Raw genomic sequence first — 17,166 nt, 5'->3', positions numbered from 1 at the left:
CATATTTCGAGCCCGGCAAACCGATACCCGGTGGTCGTTGCCCGCTCTACCAGCAGCTTCAAGATCTTGCGAGAAACGCTGCTCAAAGCGGTATCTCAGGTACTGTTAGCTCGCTTGTCGTCGGCTACCTCACCTGGAAGGTGTTCATGAGCGAACAACCGCCGCCGCCCTCTGGAAACCTCCCACCTCCACCACCACCGGGTGGAAACTACCCACCGCCCCCGCCGCCGCAGGGTGGTGGATATCCGCCTCCGCAGGGCGGGTCCGGGTACCCGTCGCCACAGGGTTCGGTATTGCCGCAGGAGGCCTACACGTCGTGGGGAACCCGCGTGCTGGCATGGCTGATCGACTACGTGCCGGTGATCATCCTGACCGGAATCGGGTACGGGCTGCTGATGGGCACTCGGGAGACCGAGTGCATCACCGACAGTTCCGAGTACCAGATGGGCGAGTTCTGCGCCGAAGGCGCATCGACTCTCGGCCAGCTGTCGTTCGGCCTGTTCGGCGTCCTGCTGCCGCTGGCCTACGGCGTGTGGAACTACGGCTACCGCCAGGGCACCACCGGGTCGAGCATCGGCAAGTCGGTGATGAAGTTCAAGGTGGTCAGCGAGAAGACTTGGCAGCCCATCGGTTTCGGGCTTTCGCTGGTTCGCGAGATCATCTACTGGGTGGCGTCGGCGGCGTGCGGCGTCGTCTGGCTCGTCGCCGTTCTCTTTCCGCTGTGGGACCCCAAACGGCAATCTCTTGCTGACAAGATCATGACCACCGTATGCGTACCGCTCGACCAGACACCCGGCCAACCCAACTACTGATCCCGGAGGACACATGACTGAACAACCACCTGGCGACTACCCGCCGCCGCCTCAGGGTGGCGGGGGATACCCGCCCCCGCCCCCGCCGCCACCCGGCGGTTATCCGCCGCCTCCGCAGCAGGGTGGCTATCCGCCGCCTCCGCAGGGCGGTGGCTACCCGCCGCCCCCGCCGCAGGGCGGCTATCCGCCGCCCCCGCAGGGCGGTGGCTACCAGGGTCCGCAGGGCGGATTCGGTGGGCCGCAGGGGTACCCGTCACAGCACGGTCTCGGAGTCGGTGCCATGCCGGCGGAGGCCTACACCTCCTGGGGCACCCGCGTGCTCGCCTACCTGATCGATTACATTCCGGTGCTCATACTGTTGGGCATCGGCTACGGCATCGCCTTCGCCACCGCCGACAACAACTGCTACGGCGACACCTACGGCTACGGCGGCGGTTGCACATCCGAGTTCTCCGGCATCGGCTTCGCCCTGCTGGCCCTCACGTGGATCGCCGGTATCGCCTACTGGGTCTGGAACCTCGGCTACAAGCAGGGGACGACGGGCTCCAGCATCGGCAAGGGCCGGATGAAGTTCAAGATCGTGAGCGAAAGCACCGGTCAGCCCGTCGGATTCGGCATGTCGTTCCTGCGCGAGGTGCTGTATTGGGTCGCCTCCGCGGTCTGCGGCATCGTCTGGATCGTCGCCGTGCTGTTCCCGCTGTGGGATCAGAAGCGGCAGACGCTCGTCGACAAGATCCTGAACCACGTCGCGCTTCCGCTGTCGGGTCAGGAGCAGGGCTTCCAGAGTCAGCCGGGGCAGCAGTACGGCGGACCTCAGCAGTAACCAGGACGGTTCATCGGAAGGCGCTGACGCCCGTCAGCGCCTCTCCGATGACCATCTGATGCACCTCTGAGGTGCCCTCGTACGTCAGCACGGATTCCAGGTTGTTGGCGTGCCGCAGCACTGGATACTCGAGCGTGATGCCATTGGCGCCCAACAGCGTTCGACACTGGCGGGCGATCTCGAGTGCCTCCCGCACGTTGTTGAGCTTGCCGAAACTCACTTGCTCGGGCCGGATGCGGCCGGCGTCCTTCAGCCGCCCGAGGTGCAGCGCCAGCAACTGCGCCTTGCCCAGTTCGACGGCCATGTCGGCGATCTTGACCTGGGTGATCTGGTAGCCGGCCAGCGGCTTGTCGAACACCTCGCGGGTGCCGACGTAGTCGATCGCGGTCTGCAGGCAGTCGCGGGCGGCGCCGACGCTGCCGAACACGATGCCGAAGCGGGCCTCCGACAGGCAGGCCAGCGGACCCGACAGCCCGCGCGCCCCGGGGAGCCGGGCATCTTCGGGCAGACGCACGTCGTCGAAGCTCAGTTCCGAGGTGTTCGACGCCCGCAGCGACAGTTTGTGCGTCATTTTGCGCGCCGTGAATCCATCCGTTCCGCCCGGCACGACGAACCCCAGGATGCCTTCCTCGGCGCGGGCCCAGACGATCGCGACGTCGGCCTCCGAGCCGTTGGTGATCCACATCTTCGACCCGTTGAGGATCCAGTCGGAGCCGTCCCGGCGAGCCGTGGTGCGCATCCCGGACGGGTTGGATCCGAAGTCCGGTTCGGTCAGGCCGAAGCAGCCGATGGTGTCGCCGGTCGCCATCCCGGGCAGCCACTGCTGGCGCTGCTCCTCGCTGCCGTGCCGGTGGATCGCGAACATCGCCAGCGAGCCCTGCACCGAGACCATGCTGCGCAGCCCGCTGTCGACGGCCTCGAGTTCCTGGCACACGACTCCGTAGGCGGTGGCGCTGGACTCTCCGCAGCCGTAGCCCGTGAGGTGCATGCCGAGCAGGCCGAGCTTGCCGAACTCGGTGGCCAGCTCGCGCACCGGCACCTCGCCGGCCTCGAACCACTCCGCGATGTGCGGCCGCAGCCGCTGTTCACCGAACTCACGCACGGTCTGCCGGATCGCCAGTTCCTCGGGTTCCAGCATCTGGTCGATGTCGAGCAGGTCGTCGATACGCGTCGTCATGATCCATGTCTACACCCGCTCACCGCGGGCGCGGACGGGGATAGGCTCGACGCGTTATGAGTGCACACAGCAAGTGGCAGGGCCTGGCCACGACGGCCATTCACGCCGTACGGCCCGATCCCCGAACCGGCGCCGTCAACGTCCCCATCTACGCCAGCTCGACGTTCGCCCAGGACGGCGTCGGCGGGCTGCGGGAGGGCTTCGAGTACGCCCGGACCGGCAACCCGACCCGCGCGGCGCTGGAGTCGGCGCTGGCCGCGGTCGAGGGCGCCGCATACGGGCGGGCATTCAGTTCGGGGATGGCCGCCACCGACTGCGCGCTGCGGGCGCTGCTGCAGCCGGGGGATCACCTCGTCATCCCCGACGACGCCTACGGCGGCACTTTCCGGCTGATCGACAAGGTGTTCAGCAAGTGGGGGATCAGCTACACCGCAGTGGCGCTGTCCGACCTGGACGCGGTGCGCGCGGCGGTGACGCCGCAGACCCGGCTGATCTGGGTGGAGACGCCGACCAATCCGCTGCTGTCGATCGCCGACATCGCGGGCATCGCGGAGCTGGCGTCGTCGTCGGGAGTGAAGGTGTTGGTGGACAACACGTTCGCCTCACCCGCACTGCAGCAGCCGCTGTCGCTTGGCGCCGACATCGTGCTGCACTCGACCACCAAGTACCTCGGCGGGCACTCCGACGTGGTGGGCGGTGCGCTGCTGACCAACGACCAGGACCTCGACGCGGCGTTCGCGTTCCTGCAGAACGGTGCAGGCGGCGTGCCGGGACCGTTCGACGCCTACCTGACGATCCGCGGCCTGCGGACACTGGTGCTGCGGATGCAGCGGCACAGTGAGAACGCCGCGCTGGTGGCGGAGTTCCTGGACGGCCACGCGGCGGTCGAGACCGTGCTCTACCCGGGGTTGCCCGGCCATCCCGGGCACGAGGTCGCCGCCCGGCAGATGAGCGGCTTCGGCGGGATGGTGTCGCTGCGGATGCGCGGCGGGGCGCAGGCGGCACGCGACCTGTGCTCCCGCACAGAGCTTTTCATCCTCGCCGAGTCGCTCGGTGGGGTGGAGTCGCTGATCGAGCACCCCGGCGCGATGACGCACGCGTCCACCGCAGGCTCGCAGCTGGAGGTGCCCGACGATCTGGTGCGGCTGTCGGTCGGCATCGAGCATCCCGCCGACCTGCTTGCCGATCTGGAGCAGGCGCTAGCGTAACGCCGACCGCAGTGCCGACGCCGTGACGGCCAGGTTCATCTCGGGCAGCGCGGACGAGGACTCCTCGACCCAGCTGCCCAGCGCGATCTCGCCGGCGCGGCCGTGCACCCAGCGCCAGCCGCGGTCGTTGAGGCTGAGCAGGGCGCCGAGACCGTCGACGGCGTGCAGCAGGAAGATGATCGCGGCGGTGGACGGCGCCGGTGCGGTGCGGTCGAACAATGCCGACAACACGGCCGCCCTGGCGTGGCCCACCCGGTCGCGATTGAGCAGCGGCCACGCGTAGGCGTGCCCGAAACCCTTGGCGGGCAACTCGACCCGGTCGATCTGCCCGGTGCGGTGCAGGTACTCGGCGAGGTTGTCCTCGGTGTGCTTTCGCAGCTTGCCGACCACGGCGGCCGGACGCATCGGCCGCTGCTGAAGCAGCCGGAAGGCGGGCTCGGTCACCGGATCGAGCGGCGCGTTGGCCGTCAGTGCGATCAGTCGGCCCTCTTCGACCGGTTCGCCGGGCATGGTGGGCCGGATGTGGCAGGTGTACGCCAGATCGAGCAGTACGGCAGCCGTCAACACCCGCTCACGGCGCGCACGGTCGAGCCCCGGCTGGCCGGACGCGTTGTCCAGCAGCAGGAGAAAGAGGTCCTCGGCGATCTGCGCCACGGTCGGAGGGTAACCCGGCACGTGCGCGGCCCGCGCACCCGAGCGGATGCGCCGGCGTCGTCAGGAGTGGTAGGGCTCGGCCTTGACGAGGGTGACCTTGACGGTCTTGCCGCTCGGCACCGTGTATGAGCGCGTCTCGCCCTCTTTGGCGTCGAGCAGGGCGCCGCCCAGCGGCGACACCGGCGAGTAGACCTCGAGCTTGCCGTCGTTGACGCCCTCCTGCCGGGTGGCGATCAGGAACGTCTCCTCGTCGGACTTGTTGCCGTCGTAGTAGACGGTGACGACCGAACCCGGCAGCGCGACGCCGGACTGCTTGGGGGCCTCGCCGACCTTGGCGTTGTTGAGGAGCTCCTGCAGCTGACGGATGCGGGCTTCTTCCTGGCCCTGCTGGTCGCGTGCGGCGTGGTAGCCGCCGTTCTCGCGCAGGTCGCCCTCTTCGCGGCGGTCGTTGATCTCGGCCGCGATCACCGGCCGGTTGGCGATGAGCTGGTCAAGCTCGACCTTGAGCCGGTCATAGGACTCCTGGGTCAACCACGTGACCTGGGTGTCAGTCATGTCCTCGCGCTCCTGTCGTCGTTGTCTCGCGCTGTTCGCATACGAAGTTATGGGGTTCGCCGGGATTCACACGCGTATCGCAGCGCTTCGCGAGCCCTCGAGATATCCCCCCGCAAATGCAGCAATACACGGTCCCAGCGGGAACCGTGTACCGACCGATCATACCACCGGCAGGACGTGTGGTTTTCACGAATTCGCTGGTTGGCGTTTGTTGCGGGGCCCGATCGACGGTGTTCTAGGACGCCTTCAGGTAGGGCGGGACGTCGGTGCCGCAGCCGTAGACGTCGCCGACCGCCGGCGTGCGCGTCGACTTGACGATCGTCGTGACCTGCACGGTGGCCTGCGACGATGGCGGGATCAACACCTCGCGCCGGCCGGTCTCGCCACCGTCCTTGGCGCGGGCCCGCACGATGCACACCGCGGGCAGCGACGGATCGGGGCGGGTGACGCCGATGGTCACCTCGACGGTCTCGTCGTCGATCAGGCGGTAGGCGCTCAGTTCGCCCTCCACCTCGTTGGATCCGAACCGCGCAAACGCCACCAGAGCGACGATCACGCCGACCACGAGTGCCCCGGCCAACGCCGCGACGCCGAGCCAGCGGCGGTTGCGGCGCGGCGACCGCTGCCGCCCGTAGCGGTCGGCGGGACGTTCGATCATCTCGTTTTGGCAGCCCGTCGGTCGGAGAGAACAATCAGAACTGGAACTATAGGGCGACAGAAGTGATCGACACCGCGGCATAGGTTCGCCGGCGCCGTAGTTAGATGAGATGAGATGAGTGAACTGCGGTTGATGGCGGTGCATGCGCACCCCGACGACGAATCCAGCAAGGGCGCCGCGACGATGGCGCGCTATGCGGACGAGGGCGCGCGCGTGCTGGTGGTCACCCTGACCGGCGGCGAGCGCGGCGACATCCTCAATCCCGCGATGGACCTGCCCGAGGTGCACGGCCGGATGGCCGAGATCCGGCGCGACGAGATGGCCCGCGCCGCGGAGATCCTCGGCGTCGAGCACCACTGGCTGGGCTTCATCGATTCCGGTCTGCCGGAGGGGGACCCGCTGCCGCCGCTGCCCGAGGGCTGCTTCGCGGCGATCCCGCTGGACGGGCCCACCGAGGCGCTGACGAAGGTGATCCGCGAGTTCAAGCCGCATGTGATGACCACCTACGACGAGACCGGTGGCTACCCGCATCCGGACCACATCCGCTGCCATGAGGTGTCGGTCGCCGCGTACGAGGCGGCCGCCGATTACCGGTTGTTCCCCGAAGCCGGCGACCCGTGGGCCGTGTCGAAGCTGTACTTCAACCACGGCTTCCTGCGGCAGCGGATGCAGCTGCTGCAGGACGAGTTCGCCAAGCGCGGGCTCGAGGGGCCGTTCGCCACGTGGCTGGAGCACTGGGACGCCGATAAGGACATCTTCGCCGACCGGGTGACGACGCGGGTCGAGTGCGCGAAGTACTTCCCGCTGCGCGACGACGCGCTGCGCGCTCACCAGACGCAGATCGACCCCACGAGCTTCTTCTTCGCCACCCCGATGGGGTGGCAGCAGGAGCTGTGGCCGACCGAGGAGTACGAATTGGCCCGCTCGCGCATCCCGGTAGAGCTGCCGGAGACGGATCTGTTCGCCGGAATGGAGGCGGAGCGATGACCGACACCCTCCTGCTGGCAATGACCCTGCTGGCCCAAGACCAGCCACGGAATACCGGGCCGAACTTCGGTAAGGCCAGCCCGTTCGGCCTGCTCGTCGTGGTGCTGCTGCTGATCGGCACGTTCCTGCTGGTGTGGTCGATGAGCAAGCACCTCAAGCGGCTCCCCGAGTCCTTCGACCGCGAGCATCCCGAGCCCGACCAGGCCGTCGACGAGGGCACCGTCGACCTGGGCCCGGACGGCCAGCCGCGCACCCAGGAGCCTCCCGGTTAACCGTCTCGCGGACGCGACCAGCCCGTATCTGCGCCAGCACGCCGACAACCCGGTGCACTGGCGGGAATGGACGGAGGACGCGCTGGCGGAGGCGGCCACTCGTGACGTGCCGATCCTGCTGTCGATCGGGTACGCGGCCTGCCACTGGTGCCATGTGATGGCACACGAGTCGTTCGAGGACGACGAGGTGGCCGCCGCGATGAACGACGGCTTCGTCTGCATCAAGGTCGACCGTGAGGAACGGCCCGACCTGGACGCGGTCTACATGAACGCCACCGTCGCGCTGACCGGGCAGGGCGGGTGGCCGATGACGTGCTTCCTGACCCCGGACGGCAGGCCATTCTTCTGCGGTACGTACTACCCGAAGGCCGGCTTCCTCGAGCTGTTGGCGGCGGTCGGCGATACGTGGCGGTCGCGGCGCGGGGACGTCGAGGAGGCATCCGACCACATCGCGGGTGAGCTGCGGGTGATGGCTGCGGGATTGCCGGGCGGTGGGCCTGCGATGGAGGCGGCGCTGTGCGACGCGGCGGTCTCTGCGGTGCTGGCGGACTTCGACGCGGCGCGCGGTGGCTTCGGCGGCGCCCCGAAGTTCCCGCCGTCGGCGTTGTCGGAGGCGCTGCTGCGACATTACGAACGCACGGGGTCCGCCGAGGCGCTGGCCGCGGTGGAGCGGACGTGCGACGCGATGGCCCGCGGTGGCATCTACGACCAGTTGGGCGGCGGCTTCGCGCGCTACAGCGTCGACGTCGCGTGGGTGGTGCCGCACTTCGAGAAGATGCTCTACGACAACGCGTTGCTGCTGCGGCTGTATGCGCACTGGGCCCGGCGGACCGGCTCGCCTCTGGCCGTGCGCGTCACCGCGGCGACGGCTGGCTTCCTGATCGACGCGCTGGGTGACGGCGGGATGTTCACGTCGTCGCTGGATGCGGACACCGACGGCGTCGAGGGCTTGACCTACGTGTGGACGCCGGCGCAGTTGACCCAGGTGCTCGGGCCCGACGACGGGGCGTGGGCGGCGGATGTTCTGGGCGTGACGGCGGCGGGGACGTTCGAGCACGGCGCGTCGGTGCTACAGCTGCTCCGCGATCCGGACGACGTCGAGCGGTTCGCACAGGTGCGCGCGGCTCTCGCGGCTGCGCGCTCAGACCGGCCGCAGCCGGGGCGGGACGACAAGGTGGTCACCGCGTGGAACGGGTTGGCGATCACGGCGCTGGCTGAGGCGTCGGTCGCGCTGGGACGGTCTGATCTCCTGGATGCGGCGGTGGCCTGCGCCTCGCGTCTGGTCGACTTCCATGTGGTGGACGGCCGGTTGCGGCGAGCCAGCCTGGGCGGCCGGGTGGGGGAGAGTGCGGCCATCCTCGAGGATTACGCGATGCTGGCGACGGGTCTGCTGACGCTGTACACGGTGACGGGGGAGCCGTCGTGGCTGCGGGCGGCCTCGCGGCTGCTGGATGTGGCGTTGGAGCATTTCGCGGATCCTGAGGTGCCGGGCCGGTGGTTCGACACGGCCGATGACGCGGACAAGCTGATGGTGCGGCCCTCGGACCCGATGGACGGGGCAACGCCGTCGGGAGCGTCGTCGATGGCGGAGGCCCTGCAGTTGGCGGCGCATCTGACGGGTTCGCCGACGTATCTGGAGGCGGCATCGGCCACATTGGCATCGGCGACGCCGATCCTGGCCAGGGCACCGCGGGCCGGTGGGCATTGGCTGACGGTCGCGGAGGCGGCGGTGCGTGGGCCGATCCAGATCGCGGTGGCGTGCGACCCGGCGTCATCGGAGCTGTTGCGCGCCGCACGCACACTGGCGCCGGGCGGTGCGGTGGTGGTCGGCGGGCCTGCGGATTCCTCGGAGTTGCTGGCGGGTCGGGACAGGGTGCGCGGTGCGGACGCGGCGTACGTGTGCCGGGGGCAGGTGTGCGACCTGCCGGTCACGACCACCGCGGAATTGGCTGTTGCGCTGGGCGTTCCCGTGTAGCTTCGAGCCCATGTCGAGTGCTGAGCACATCACCGAAACCGTCAATCGCTACCTCGAATTGGTGGCCAAGGGCAACGCCGACGGCGTGGCGGAGCTGTATGCCGACGACGCGACGGTGGAGGACCCGGTGGGCGGCGAGGTGCACATCGGCCGGCAGGCGATCCGCGGGTTCTACGGCGCGGTCGAGGGTGTCAAGGCCGAGTCCGAGCTGCTGACGCTGCGGGTGGCGGGCCACGAGGCGGCATTTCATTTCCGGCTGACGCTGGACTTCGGTGAGACGCAGATGCAGGTCGACCCGATCGACGTAATGGTGTTCAACGACGAGGGCAAGATCCAGGCCATGAAGGCGTACTGGACGCAGGAGCACATGAAGCAGATCTGAGCGCTTGCGTGGGGGTCTGCGGCGTCGGATTTGGTGCTCCTGAGGTGTGATCAGCTCCGGTAGCATTTGCTATCGAATTGGTGAAGGGCTGGTCATGCGCGATTTCGCGTCGGCTGTGGCCTATTCGCGCGACGGCGATGGGAGGCGTCTGACCGTGTCAGCGGAGCGTTCGGTGTTGACGGGCGTGGCGTCGGTCAGTCGCGAACTGAAGGCGGGGGCTAGCGGTGTCCGGTGAGCTCAGGGTCAACCCGGGGGAGCTGAGGAACGGGGCCACCGGACTGGAAAGCGCCGCAGATGGGATCCCGGACCCGCTGCCACAGTTCTCAGGCGGCGGTAGCGATGCACTGTCGACTGCCGCCACGAGTTACGTGCAGGGCTTCGAGGCGCCGATCGCGGAGAATCTGCCGAGGACTAAGGACGAGGCGCGTGCGGCTGCGCAGAACATCCTCAGAGCTGCGGGTCTGTACGAGCAGGCCGATCAGCTGGGCGCCGAGGGTGTTCAGCAGGCGTCGTCACAGTCAGGCTCGAGTGGTTCATCGCCGGCGGGCGGTGACCCGTCGAGTCAGCTCAGCCAGATGATGAGCATGCCGATGCAGATGGCGCAGATGGCCGGCCAGATGGGTGCGCAGATGGCGCAGATGGCCGCGTCGATTCCGCAGGGAATTGCGCAGGGCGTCTCGCAGGGCATGCAGCAGATCAGTCAGCTGGCGGGTGCGGGCGGTAAAGGCGGCGACCTCGGCGAGGCGGGCAAGTTGCCCGGCGCGGAGGATGCGGCGCCCGGGGACGAGCGGTCCGAGGATGAGCGCCGTGGGGAGCGCGACGAGGACAAGGAAAAGGACGAAGCGGATTCGCCTCAGGCGGGTGCGCCAGGGGAGCCGGGTGCGGAGAAAGCGCCGGTGGGAGAGCCGCAGCCGAGTCCTGGACAGGGCGCCCCGCAGTCGGGTCCGGTGCCTGAAGCGGCTCCGCCGCCCAAACCGGCGCCGACCCGCCCGGCGGGCTCGGATGCTCCAATAATCGTGTGACCGTGATGCCGATCGACGAGAAGGTGTGCCGATGACGTTGCCTCCCCCACCGGATCCGTACGGTTCGCAGCCGCCTCACGGCGGAGGTCAGCCGGGCGGTGGGGTGTCACCGCAGTGGGGGAGTCAGCAGGGTGGGGTGCCGCCGCAGGGGTTCGGCGGCGGCTATGGTCCACCGCCGCAGGGGCCGTGGGGACCGCAGCAGCAGTGGGGCGGCCCGAGTGGTCAGCCGCCGAAGAGTGGCCGGGGGAAGTGGATCCTCGGAGGTATCGCTGTGGTTCTGGCGATCGCTCTGGCGGTGGTCATCACGGTGCTCGTCGTGCGTCCCGCTGATGGTGGCGGCGGGAATGGTGATCCGACGCAGCAGAATGGCGACTCGGAATTCGCGAGTGCGAATGACACCGGGCCGGTGAACATCATCACGGAAGATCCGACGTGTGCGGCTTGGGGGAAGATCGCTAGGGATTATTCTCAGCGAACCAAGAACGTTAAGTGGGGCGAACGGGATGATTCCATACCGGCCAATGGGTGGAATCCGGAGCAGCGCGCAATGTATCAAACCGTAGCTGAGGCGATGGAATCTGCTGCAGATCGCACCGGCAGTTTGATGCGCCAGACGCCTCATCGGGCAATGCGCGAACTCTACGGTCAATTCATACAATACGCGCGAGCCTTCAGTCAGAAAGTACCGTCCTATACGGCGGACGACGGCGATCTAGCGGTGGTCACCGATACGTTGGTCACTGCGACTGCTTCAGTCTGCTCGGCCATCGAATATGGCACCGCAACAGCCGTTGCACCTTTGGTGCAGATTGCCTCGCCGCCCTCAAATACTATCGCTATCGATGCTTCGGTAGAGAAAATGTTCCTAAGCTCTGCCAATGAAGTCTGCTCGGAATGGGACGCGCTAACGCAGTCATTCGACGACGAAACTCGAGCATGGCAAGCGATAGATGCCAAAATACCCGCGTCCGAATGGACGCCAGAACAAAAAGCGACTAATGACGCGATTGGTCCTGTTATGTCTGCAAATGCCGACAAACTCGAAGACATGGGTCGAAGAAGCGGAAACGCAATCCTTGAAGATTTCGCTACGCTCGCGGGCCAATACCGCAGGGCATATGTTGCAGCGCTGCCAACGTACACGGCCAACGATAATTTCTTGTCGCAGACGGCTACGCAACTCGTCCGTACAATTAATTGGGCTTGCAAGGCGGCGACGTGAGCGAAACGGGACTCGGAAACAAGCTAGTTAGTATCGGAAGCTCGCTTATAGGCGCGGAAGTCGGTTCGGATGAAAAACCGTCGGGCGACTATTCAGAAGAAATGACCGAATCTGGCGCCTGGCCGGAGACCAACGCGTCAGTTTACCGCGATCGAAAGTCGGAACTCGAAAAGCAGAAATCGGAGCTGGCGGAGTCTATTTATCAATGGAGAACGTCCGGAGCTCAAATCTTCAATGGCGTGCTCGTTTGGGCCGGTGCAAGCGCCTCAGCGGCAGCCGCCGTCGTCTCGGCAAGCACCAAAGCTCTAGAGGACCAACAGTCGCAAATCAATAGCGCCATCGCCTCATGTGAGACAGCTGCAACGACCATCCTGACGGCGAAAGGTGAAATTCGCAACGAGGTTGAAAGAGCGCAGGAACGCATTAGAACTGCCATCAACAATGCCGCAGAGGATGAGGCCGATCCCACCCAGGCTATTCAGAATATTGTCAACGAGTCGTGGCTGACTAACACGCGCACTGTAAACGATGCCGCTGGAAAGCTGGGCGGCGAAGCTCAGGCTCCCGGTCCGCCCCCATTCTCGACTGAAGAAGATGCAGAGGGGGCGCCCGCGGATAGCGACGCCCTCAGCGTGATGTCAGCGGCTTTCTCCGGCAAGGGTGGCGACGGTGACAAACCCACCGAATCGATGCCCGCGCCCGAACCTCTTTCCGCGGCCGATCCCGTAAAACACGGTGACGCAGGGGGTGCAACGCAATCTGAAGTTGAGCCAAGTCAACCTGCGCCGGTCACTAGCCCGAATGTCGGGCTGGCGAATGGCACGGACGCTGGAACGACGACCGAGTCCACGTCCGCGCCTCCAGCTGTCGGCCCCTATGGGCCGCCGCCGTTGGGTGCGCCTCCTGCGCAGCAGTCGGGTAATCGACCCGTGACTTCTGGAGCGGCACAAGGTCCGGCTTCGGGCGCGTCGTCGGTGACGCCTGTTTCGGGCGCTTCCCAGGGTGTTACGGGGACTCAAGGAAGCGGTGGAGATGGGTCCGGCGGCCTGTGGGAGAACTCTGGGTCCTCAGCCGAATCGTCGCCTACCGACGCTTCCGCTACGAACGCAAACCAAGCCGGCCACACGCCGTCGAATCCAGTCGAAGCTTTCATGCAGGGATACGCGGAAGCTGAGCCTTCGATGAACCCGGCGTCGGCGGGCAGTTCGCCTGCGCCCGCCGCTCAGCCGGCACCCATTGCGCCGGATCCGACTAACACCTCAACGCAGGCGGCTGGACATAATCCGTCTGCCAGCCAGCCGAGCAACGTTGCACCCGTCGGACAATCGGCCCCTGCCGCTCCGCTTAACACTGGCTCGCCGGTAACCGGAGGCGGCATGGGCGGCATGCCGCTCGCGCCACCGCCTACAGTGTCACCCGCTGCTCCGCCGCCGATGGCTCCGCCACCCATGGCGCCGGCCTCGGCACCACCCGCCGCCGCCGCGGCTGCAGCGCCCATCCCGGTATCGACAGCTCGGCGCGAACGTGACGCCATCGCAGCCGTCAGTCGCCGCGGCAACGATCCGTCCCAAGTGGCGACGCGAATCGCTGCTGCGCTCAACGCGATTCCGACGCAGGACTTCGGCTTCTACTGGGTCACGGCACTGACGGTCGACGGCACGATCGTGGTCGCGAACAGCTACGGCATCGGCTACATCCCCGAGGGCGTCAATCTGCCCGAGCAGGTGAAGATGGCCAGCGCCGACGAGTCGATCCCGGCGGTCGACCGTGGCAAGTGGGCGACGTATCCGATGTTGACGCTCAAGGGGTGGGCAGAGCAGCACAGCACCACTCTGCGGATGGTCATAGCGACGGAGTCACAATTCCAGGGCTTCGACCCCGGTGCGGCGAAGATGATCCTGCAACCCGACGACATCCCGGAGAACGGGCAGATGCACGGCCGCTCGCGCCTCGAAGTGATCGCGCCCCAAGCGGCGGCGCAGCTGGGGGCGGTCAGCGACGCGGACCTTCCTGAGTTGTTGCCCGTCGCGCCGGCGGACGGGACACCTCCGGCTGACGAGACATTCCAGAAGTGGTTCAACGTGATGAAGCCGATGATGAGCCAGTCCGACGAGCGCGGGCAGTTCCACCTGAAGGCCTTCGTCGAGTACGCGAACTACTCACAGGAGAAGGCGTTGCACTCGGCGCACACCGCCGCCGACGCGACGACACTGCGCGCCGCCATCGCCGACTGGATCTACTGGCAGCACCTCGGCGTTCTCACCGCTGATGCGCTGTCAGAACTTCAGCCCTCCTAATCTGAGCTCAGGTAACGCGGCACGGCCTGCAAGGCCGCCACTTCCTAGAAGACCGCGAACCACATCGCGATGTAGTGGCAGATCGCCGCGACGGCCGTGCACGCGTGGAAGAACTCGTGATGCCCGAACGTCGTCGGCCAGGGGTTCGGCCACTTCACCGCGTACAGCACCCCACCAATCGAGTACAACGCGCCGCCGACGATCAGCAGCACCACCGCCGCCACTCCCGCGCCGTCCATGATCGGCCCGATGAACCACGCCGCCACCCAGCCCAACAGGATGTACAGCGGAACCCCGACCCACGCCGGCGCCGACGGCCAGAACATCTTGAGTAGCACCCCGGCCAGCGCCCCACCCCACACGATCGCCAGCAGCACCACGCCACTGCGCTCGGGCAGAGCCAGCATCGCGAACGGCGTGTAACTGCCCGCGATGAAAATGAAGATCATCGAGTGGTCCGCCCGCTTCATCCATTTGCGGGCTGACGGTGAGGTCCAGTTCACCCGGTGATACGTCCCGCTCACCGCGAACATCGCCACGATCGTGAACGTGTAGATCAGCGTCGCGATCCCAGCCCGCTGCGACTCCAGCGACCACGACACCGACACCAGCGCCGCGCCGGCGATGAGCGCCACGATCGCCGAGTACACGTGTATCCACCCGCGCGCTCTCGGCTTCCCGAAGAACTGCGCGACCTGATCGACGACAGCCTCGGGGAAGTCCTCCGCGTACACCCGCGGCGGCTGTTGCTGGGCTTCGTCAGCGGTATCGATCTGAGCCATCTCACCTCCACCAATGCCATTGGAGTACCCGAACGTCACAGTAGTCTTGATCGTCGTGGACATCATTCCCCCGCGTCTCAAGGAGCCGGCCTACCGGGTCTACGAGATGCGGTTGCGCCAGGAGCTGGCGCGGTCCAAATCCCAACTGCCCCGCCACATCGCCGTTCTCTGCGACGGCAACCGCCGCTGGGCCCGTGACGAGGGTCACGACGACGTCAGCTACGGCTACCGCGTGGGCGCCGCCAAGATCGCCGAGATGTTGCGCTGGTGCCAGGCCGCCGGCATCGAGATGACGACGGTCTATCTGCTCTCCACCGAGAACCTCCAGCGCGATCCCGACGAACTCGGCGAGCTCATCGAGATCATCACCGACGTCGTCGAAGAGATCTGCGCCCCCGCCAACAAGTGGAGCGTCCGCACCGTCGGCGACCTCGAACTCCTCGGCGACGAAGCCGCCCGCCGCCTGCGCGACGCCGTCGAATCGACTGCAGCGGCTGCCGGGACTTTCCACGTCAACGTCGCCGTCGCCTACGGCGGCCGCCAGGAGATCGTCGACGCCGTCCGCGCCCTGCTCGGCAAGGCACTCGCCGACGGCGCGCACGGCGAACAGCTCGTCGAAGCCGTCACCGCCGAGGCCATCTCCGAGAACCTCTACACCTCCGGTCAGCCCGACCCCGACCTCGTCATCCGCACCTCCGGCGAACAACGGCTCTCCGGCTTCCTGCTCTGGCAGAGCGCCTACTCCGAGATGTGGTTCACCGAGGCCTACTGGCCCGCCTTCCGCCGCGTCGACTTCCTGCGCGCCCTACGCGACTACACCCAGCGTCACCGCCGCTACGGCAAGTAACCCGGCGATCAGCTCTTCGCGCAGGCGCTCATCGCCGTGACACACTGATCACATGGCTGCGCTGTCGGCGGTGGTCTTCTCGCTGAGCTGGTGGCTGGGCCTGTACCTGCTCGCCCGCGACCCACGCAAGCCCGTTCTCGTGCTCGCCGCCCTCGGTCTCACCAGCTTCGCCGTCGTCGTCGCGCTCGACGCCGTCCGCGTCCTCACCGGATCCGAACTGCTCGGCCGCATCGAGATCTACCTCGTCGCCCTGCCGGGCATCGCCTGGTTCGCCGTCGTCGTCGAACTGTCCCGCCCGATCGAGACCTGGCGCGGCCGCGCCGGTGAACTCGCCGCCGTCACCGTCATCGCCGCGCTCGCCCTCGTCGGCGCCGACCTGGCCGACTCCGTCGACGGGCCGCTGAACTCCGGCCACTGGATGATGTTCGCCGTCGTCAGCGTGTCCTCCCTGGGGGCGATGATCCGTGCCGTCCTGCAGGGCGTCCGGCCCGTCCCGGTCGTCGGCTTCCTCGTCATCGCCACGCTTTTCTTCGCACTCGGCAACGCGATCCTCATCATCCCGCTCGGCCTGGTGCCCAGCTGGCTCGCGCTCGCGTCCACCGGCTTCGACGTCGCCCTGCTGGGCATCGCCGTCGCCATCTGGGACGCCTTCGACGAAGGCCAGGCGCTGCGCGCGGACATGCTGCGCTCATTCACGGCCACCGCCGTGGTCGCGTTCCTGTTCGGCGGCCAAGCGCTGGTCGGCCTCGCCGCCACCGACGGCGCCGCGACCGCGCTGACCGTCCTGCTGTTCACCAGCCTCGCCATCGCCATCTCCATCAACGTGCTGGCCGACCCGCTCGCCGGCGTGCTCGACCGCCTCGCCTTCTCCCGCTCACCCGACCTGCGCGCCGACCGCGCCGCGCTGCGCCGCACCGAGGCCGCGCTGCCGCTGCGATCGGCCAACCCGCTCGACGACGTCGACGACGACACCTTCGCCCGCCTCACCCGCCGCGCGCTCGGCCACTACGGCGACCTGTCCAAGCTCGTCGCCAGCCCGCTCACCGCGCTGCCCGTCATCGACGAGCGCCTCGCCGCCCGCGGCGCACCCGATCAGCCGATCGAACGCGCCAACGAACTGCGCGCCCTGCTGGCCGACCGCATCGCCGCCCTGAAACCGCGCGACGGCGGCGACTTCGGCACCACCGAACACTGGCGGCACTACAACTCGCTGTATTTCCCCTACGTCGTCGGCGTGCGCGCCTACGCCCAGAACGCCACCGCCTCAGGGCTCGACCCGGTCGCCCGAAAGGCGTGGCAGTGGTTCGTCACCGAGGTCCCGCAACGCTCCCTGCACAACTGGCAGAACGCGGCAGCCCGCGTCATCGCCGCCGATCTGCGCGGCACCCTCGTCACCGCCGACGACTGACAACCCCCTGACCTGCGGTTGGCAGCGCCTGGCAGTAGCAGGCGTCGATCTGGCAGTGCCTCGGAAGCAACATCAGTGGTGTTCC

The 17,166-nt window shown here is 67.3% G+C and carries 17 protein-coding genes; 12 read left to right on the top strand and 5 right to left on the bottom strand.

What is annotated here, in order from left to right:
- Positions 1-146 precede the first annotated feature (146 nt).
- Together Q2100_RS05845 and Q2100_RS05840 are read left to right on the top strand one after the other, a co-directional pair.
- The gene (locus Q2100_RS05845; protein ID WP_328518109.1) at positions 147-812 is read left to right on the top strand and encodes an Rv1078 family RDD domain-containing protein; all 666 of its coding nucleotides are present in this window, start codon (positions 147-149) and stop codon (positions 810-812) included.
- Positions 813-825: 13 nt separating this feature from the next.
- Positions 826-1,635, top strand: coding sequence for an Rv1078 family RDD domain-containing protein (locus tag Q2100_RS05840; RefSeq protein ID WP_264012798.1), 810 nt, complete (start codon positions 826-828; stop codon positions 1,633-1,635).
- Positions 1,636-1,645: 10 nt separating this feature from the next.
- On the opposite strand, the gene Q2100_RS05835 is transcribed toward Q2100_RS05840, so the two are convergent.
- Entirely contained in the window at positions 1,646-2,812 is a 1,167-nt protein-coding gene (locus tag Q2100_RS05835) for an acyl-CoA dehydrogenase family protein (protein WP_264012797.1), read from the bottom strand.
- Between the two features lie 56 nt (positions 2,813-2,868).
- Here Q2100_RS05835 and Q2100_RS05830 point away from each other — a divergent pair, with 56 nt between their 5' ends.
- Positions 2,869-4,020 carry a cystathionine gamma-synthase gene (locus tag Q2100_RS05830; RefSeq protein WP_302913215.1) on the top strand — a complete coding sequence of 384 codons (1,152 nt, stop codon included), beginning with the start codon at positions 2,869-2,871 and terminating at the stop codon, positions 4,018-4,020.
- On the opposite strand, the gene Q2100_RS05825 is transcribed toward Q2100_RS05830, so the two are convergent.
- The 3 genes from Q2100_RS05825 to Q2100_RS05815 all read right to left on the bottom strand — a co-directional run bounded on the left by Q2100_RS05825 (position 4,012) and on the right by Q2100_RS05815 (position 5,887).
- A complete protein-coding gene (locus tag Q2100_RS05825) occupies positions 4,012-4,674 on the bottom strand; it encodes a GOLPH3/VPS74 family protein (protein ID WP_302913214.1) in 663 nt (220 codons plus the stop codon). The genes Q2100_RS05830 and Q2100_RS05825 overlap by 9 nt on opposite strands.
- 60 nt (positions 4,675-4,734) lie before the next feature.
- A complete protein-coding gene (greA, locus tag Q2100_RS05820) occupies positions 4,735-5,229 on the bottom strand; it encodes a transcription elongation factor GreA (protein WP_264012794.1) in 495 nt (164 codons plus the stop codon).
- Between the two features lie 235 nt (positions 5,230-5,464).
- On the bottom strand, positions 5,465-5,887 hold the full coding sequence (locus Q2100_RS05815) for a DUF4307 domain-containing protein (protein ID WP_302913213.1): 423 nt from the start codon (positions 5,885-5,887) through the stop codon (positions 5,465-5,467).
- Between the two features lie 114 nt (positions 5,888-6,001).
- Here Q2100_RS05815 and mca point away from each other — a divergent pair, with 114 nt between their 5' ends.
- From mca to Q2100_RS05780, 7 genes are all read left to right on the top strand, one after another.
- Entirely contained in the window at positions 6,002-6,874 is an 873-nt protein-coding gene (gene mca, locus Q2100_RS05810) for a mycothiol conjugate amidase Mca (protein WP_302913212.1), read from the top strand.
- Positions 6,871-7,146, top strand: coding sequence for a hypothetical protein (locus Q2100_RS05805; protein ID WP_302913211.1), 276 nt, complete (start codon positions 6,871-6,873; stop codon positions 7,144-7,146). Before mca ends, Q2100_RS05805 begins: the two co-directional genes overlap by 4 nt.
- A gap of 52 nt (positions 7,147-7,198) precedes the next feature.
- A complete protein-coding gene (locus Q2100_RS05800; RefSeq protein WP_407667581.1) occupies positions 7,199-9,121 on the top strand; it encodes a thioredoxin domain-containing protein in 1,923 nt (640 codons plus the stop codon).
- A gap of 10 nt (positions 9,122-9,131) precedes the next feature.
- Positions 9,132-9,503 carry a nuclear transport factor 2 family protein gene (locus Q2100_RS05795; RefSeq protein WP_302913210.1) on the top strand — a complete coding sequence of 124 codons (372 nt, stop codon included), beginning with the start codon at positions 9,132-9,134 and terminating at the stop codon, positions 9,501-9,503.
- Between the two features lie 224 nt (positions 9,504-9,727).
- Positions 9,728-10,525 carry a WXG100 family type VII secretion target gene (locus tag Q2100_RS05790; protein ID WP_302913209.1) on the top strand — a complete coding sequence of 266 codons (798 nt, stop codon included), beginning with the start codon at positions 9,728-9,730 and terminating at the stop codon, positions 10,523-10,525.
- A gap of 271 nt (positions 10,526-10,796) precedes the next feature.
- Positions 10,797-11,747 carry an ESX-1 system-associated protein gene (locus Q2100_RS05785; protein ID WP_302913208.1) on the top strand — a complete coding sequence of 317 codons (951 nt, stop codon included), beginning with the start codon at positions 10,797-10,799 and terminating at the stop codon, positions 11,745-11,747.
- On the top strand, positions 11,744-14,044 hold the full coding sequence (locus Q2100_RS05780; protein WP_302913207.1) for an EspK C-terminal domain-containing protein: 2,301 nt from the start codon (positions 11,744-11,746) through the stop codon (positions 14,042-14,044). Before Q2100_RS05785 ends, Q2100_RS05780 begins: the two co-directional genes overlap by 4 nt.
- Positions 14,045-14,088: 44 nt before the next feature.
- Here Q2100_RS05780 and trhA read toward each other — a convergent pair whose 3' ends face one another.
- Positions 14,089-14,826: a PAQR family membrane homeostasis protein TrhA gene (gene trhA / locus Q2100_RS05775; protein WP_302913206.1), complete on the bottom strand. Its 738-nt coding sequence runs from the start codon at positions 14,824-14,826 to the stop codon at positions 14,089-14,091.
- Between the two features lie 55 nt (positions 14,827-14,881).
- On the opposite strand from trhA, the gene Q2100_RS05770 reads away from it, so the two are divergent.
- Both Q2100_RS05770 and Q2100_RS05765 read left to right on the top strand, forming a co-directional pair.
- Positions 14,882-15,673, top strand: a complete 792-nt coding sequence (locus Q2100_RS05770; protein WP_302913205.1) for a (2Z,6E)-farnesyl diphosphate synthase — start codon at positions 14,882-14,884, stop codon at positions 15,671-15,673.
- Positions 15,674-15,725: 52 nt separating this feature from the next.
- Positions 15,726-17,081 (top strand): hypothetical protein, encoded by a 1,356-nt coding sequence (locus Q2100_RS05765; RefSeq protein WP_264012783.1) that lies wholly within the window; start codon positions 15,726-15,728, stop codon positions 17,079-17,081.
- Positions 17,082-17,166 lie beyond the last annotated feature (85 nt).

The organism is Mycolicibacterium arseniciresistens (genome assembly GCF_030519285.1).
Classification (GTDB): domain Bacteria; phylum Actinomycetota; class Actinomycetes; order Mycobacteriales; family Mycobacteriaceae; genus Mycobacterium; species Mycobacterium arseniciresistens.
Note: the sequence above shows the minus strand (reverse complement) of the source record. Positions and strands in the feature narration are given on the sequence as shown.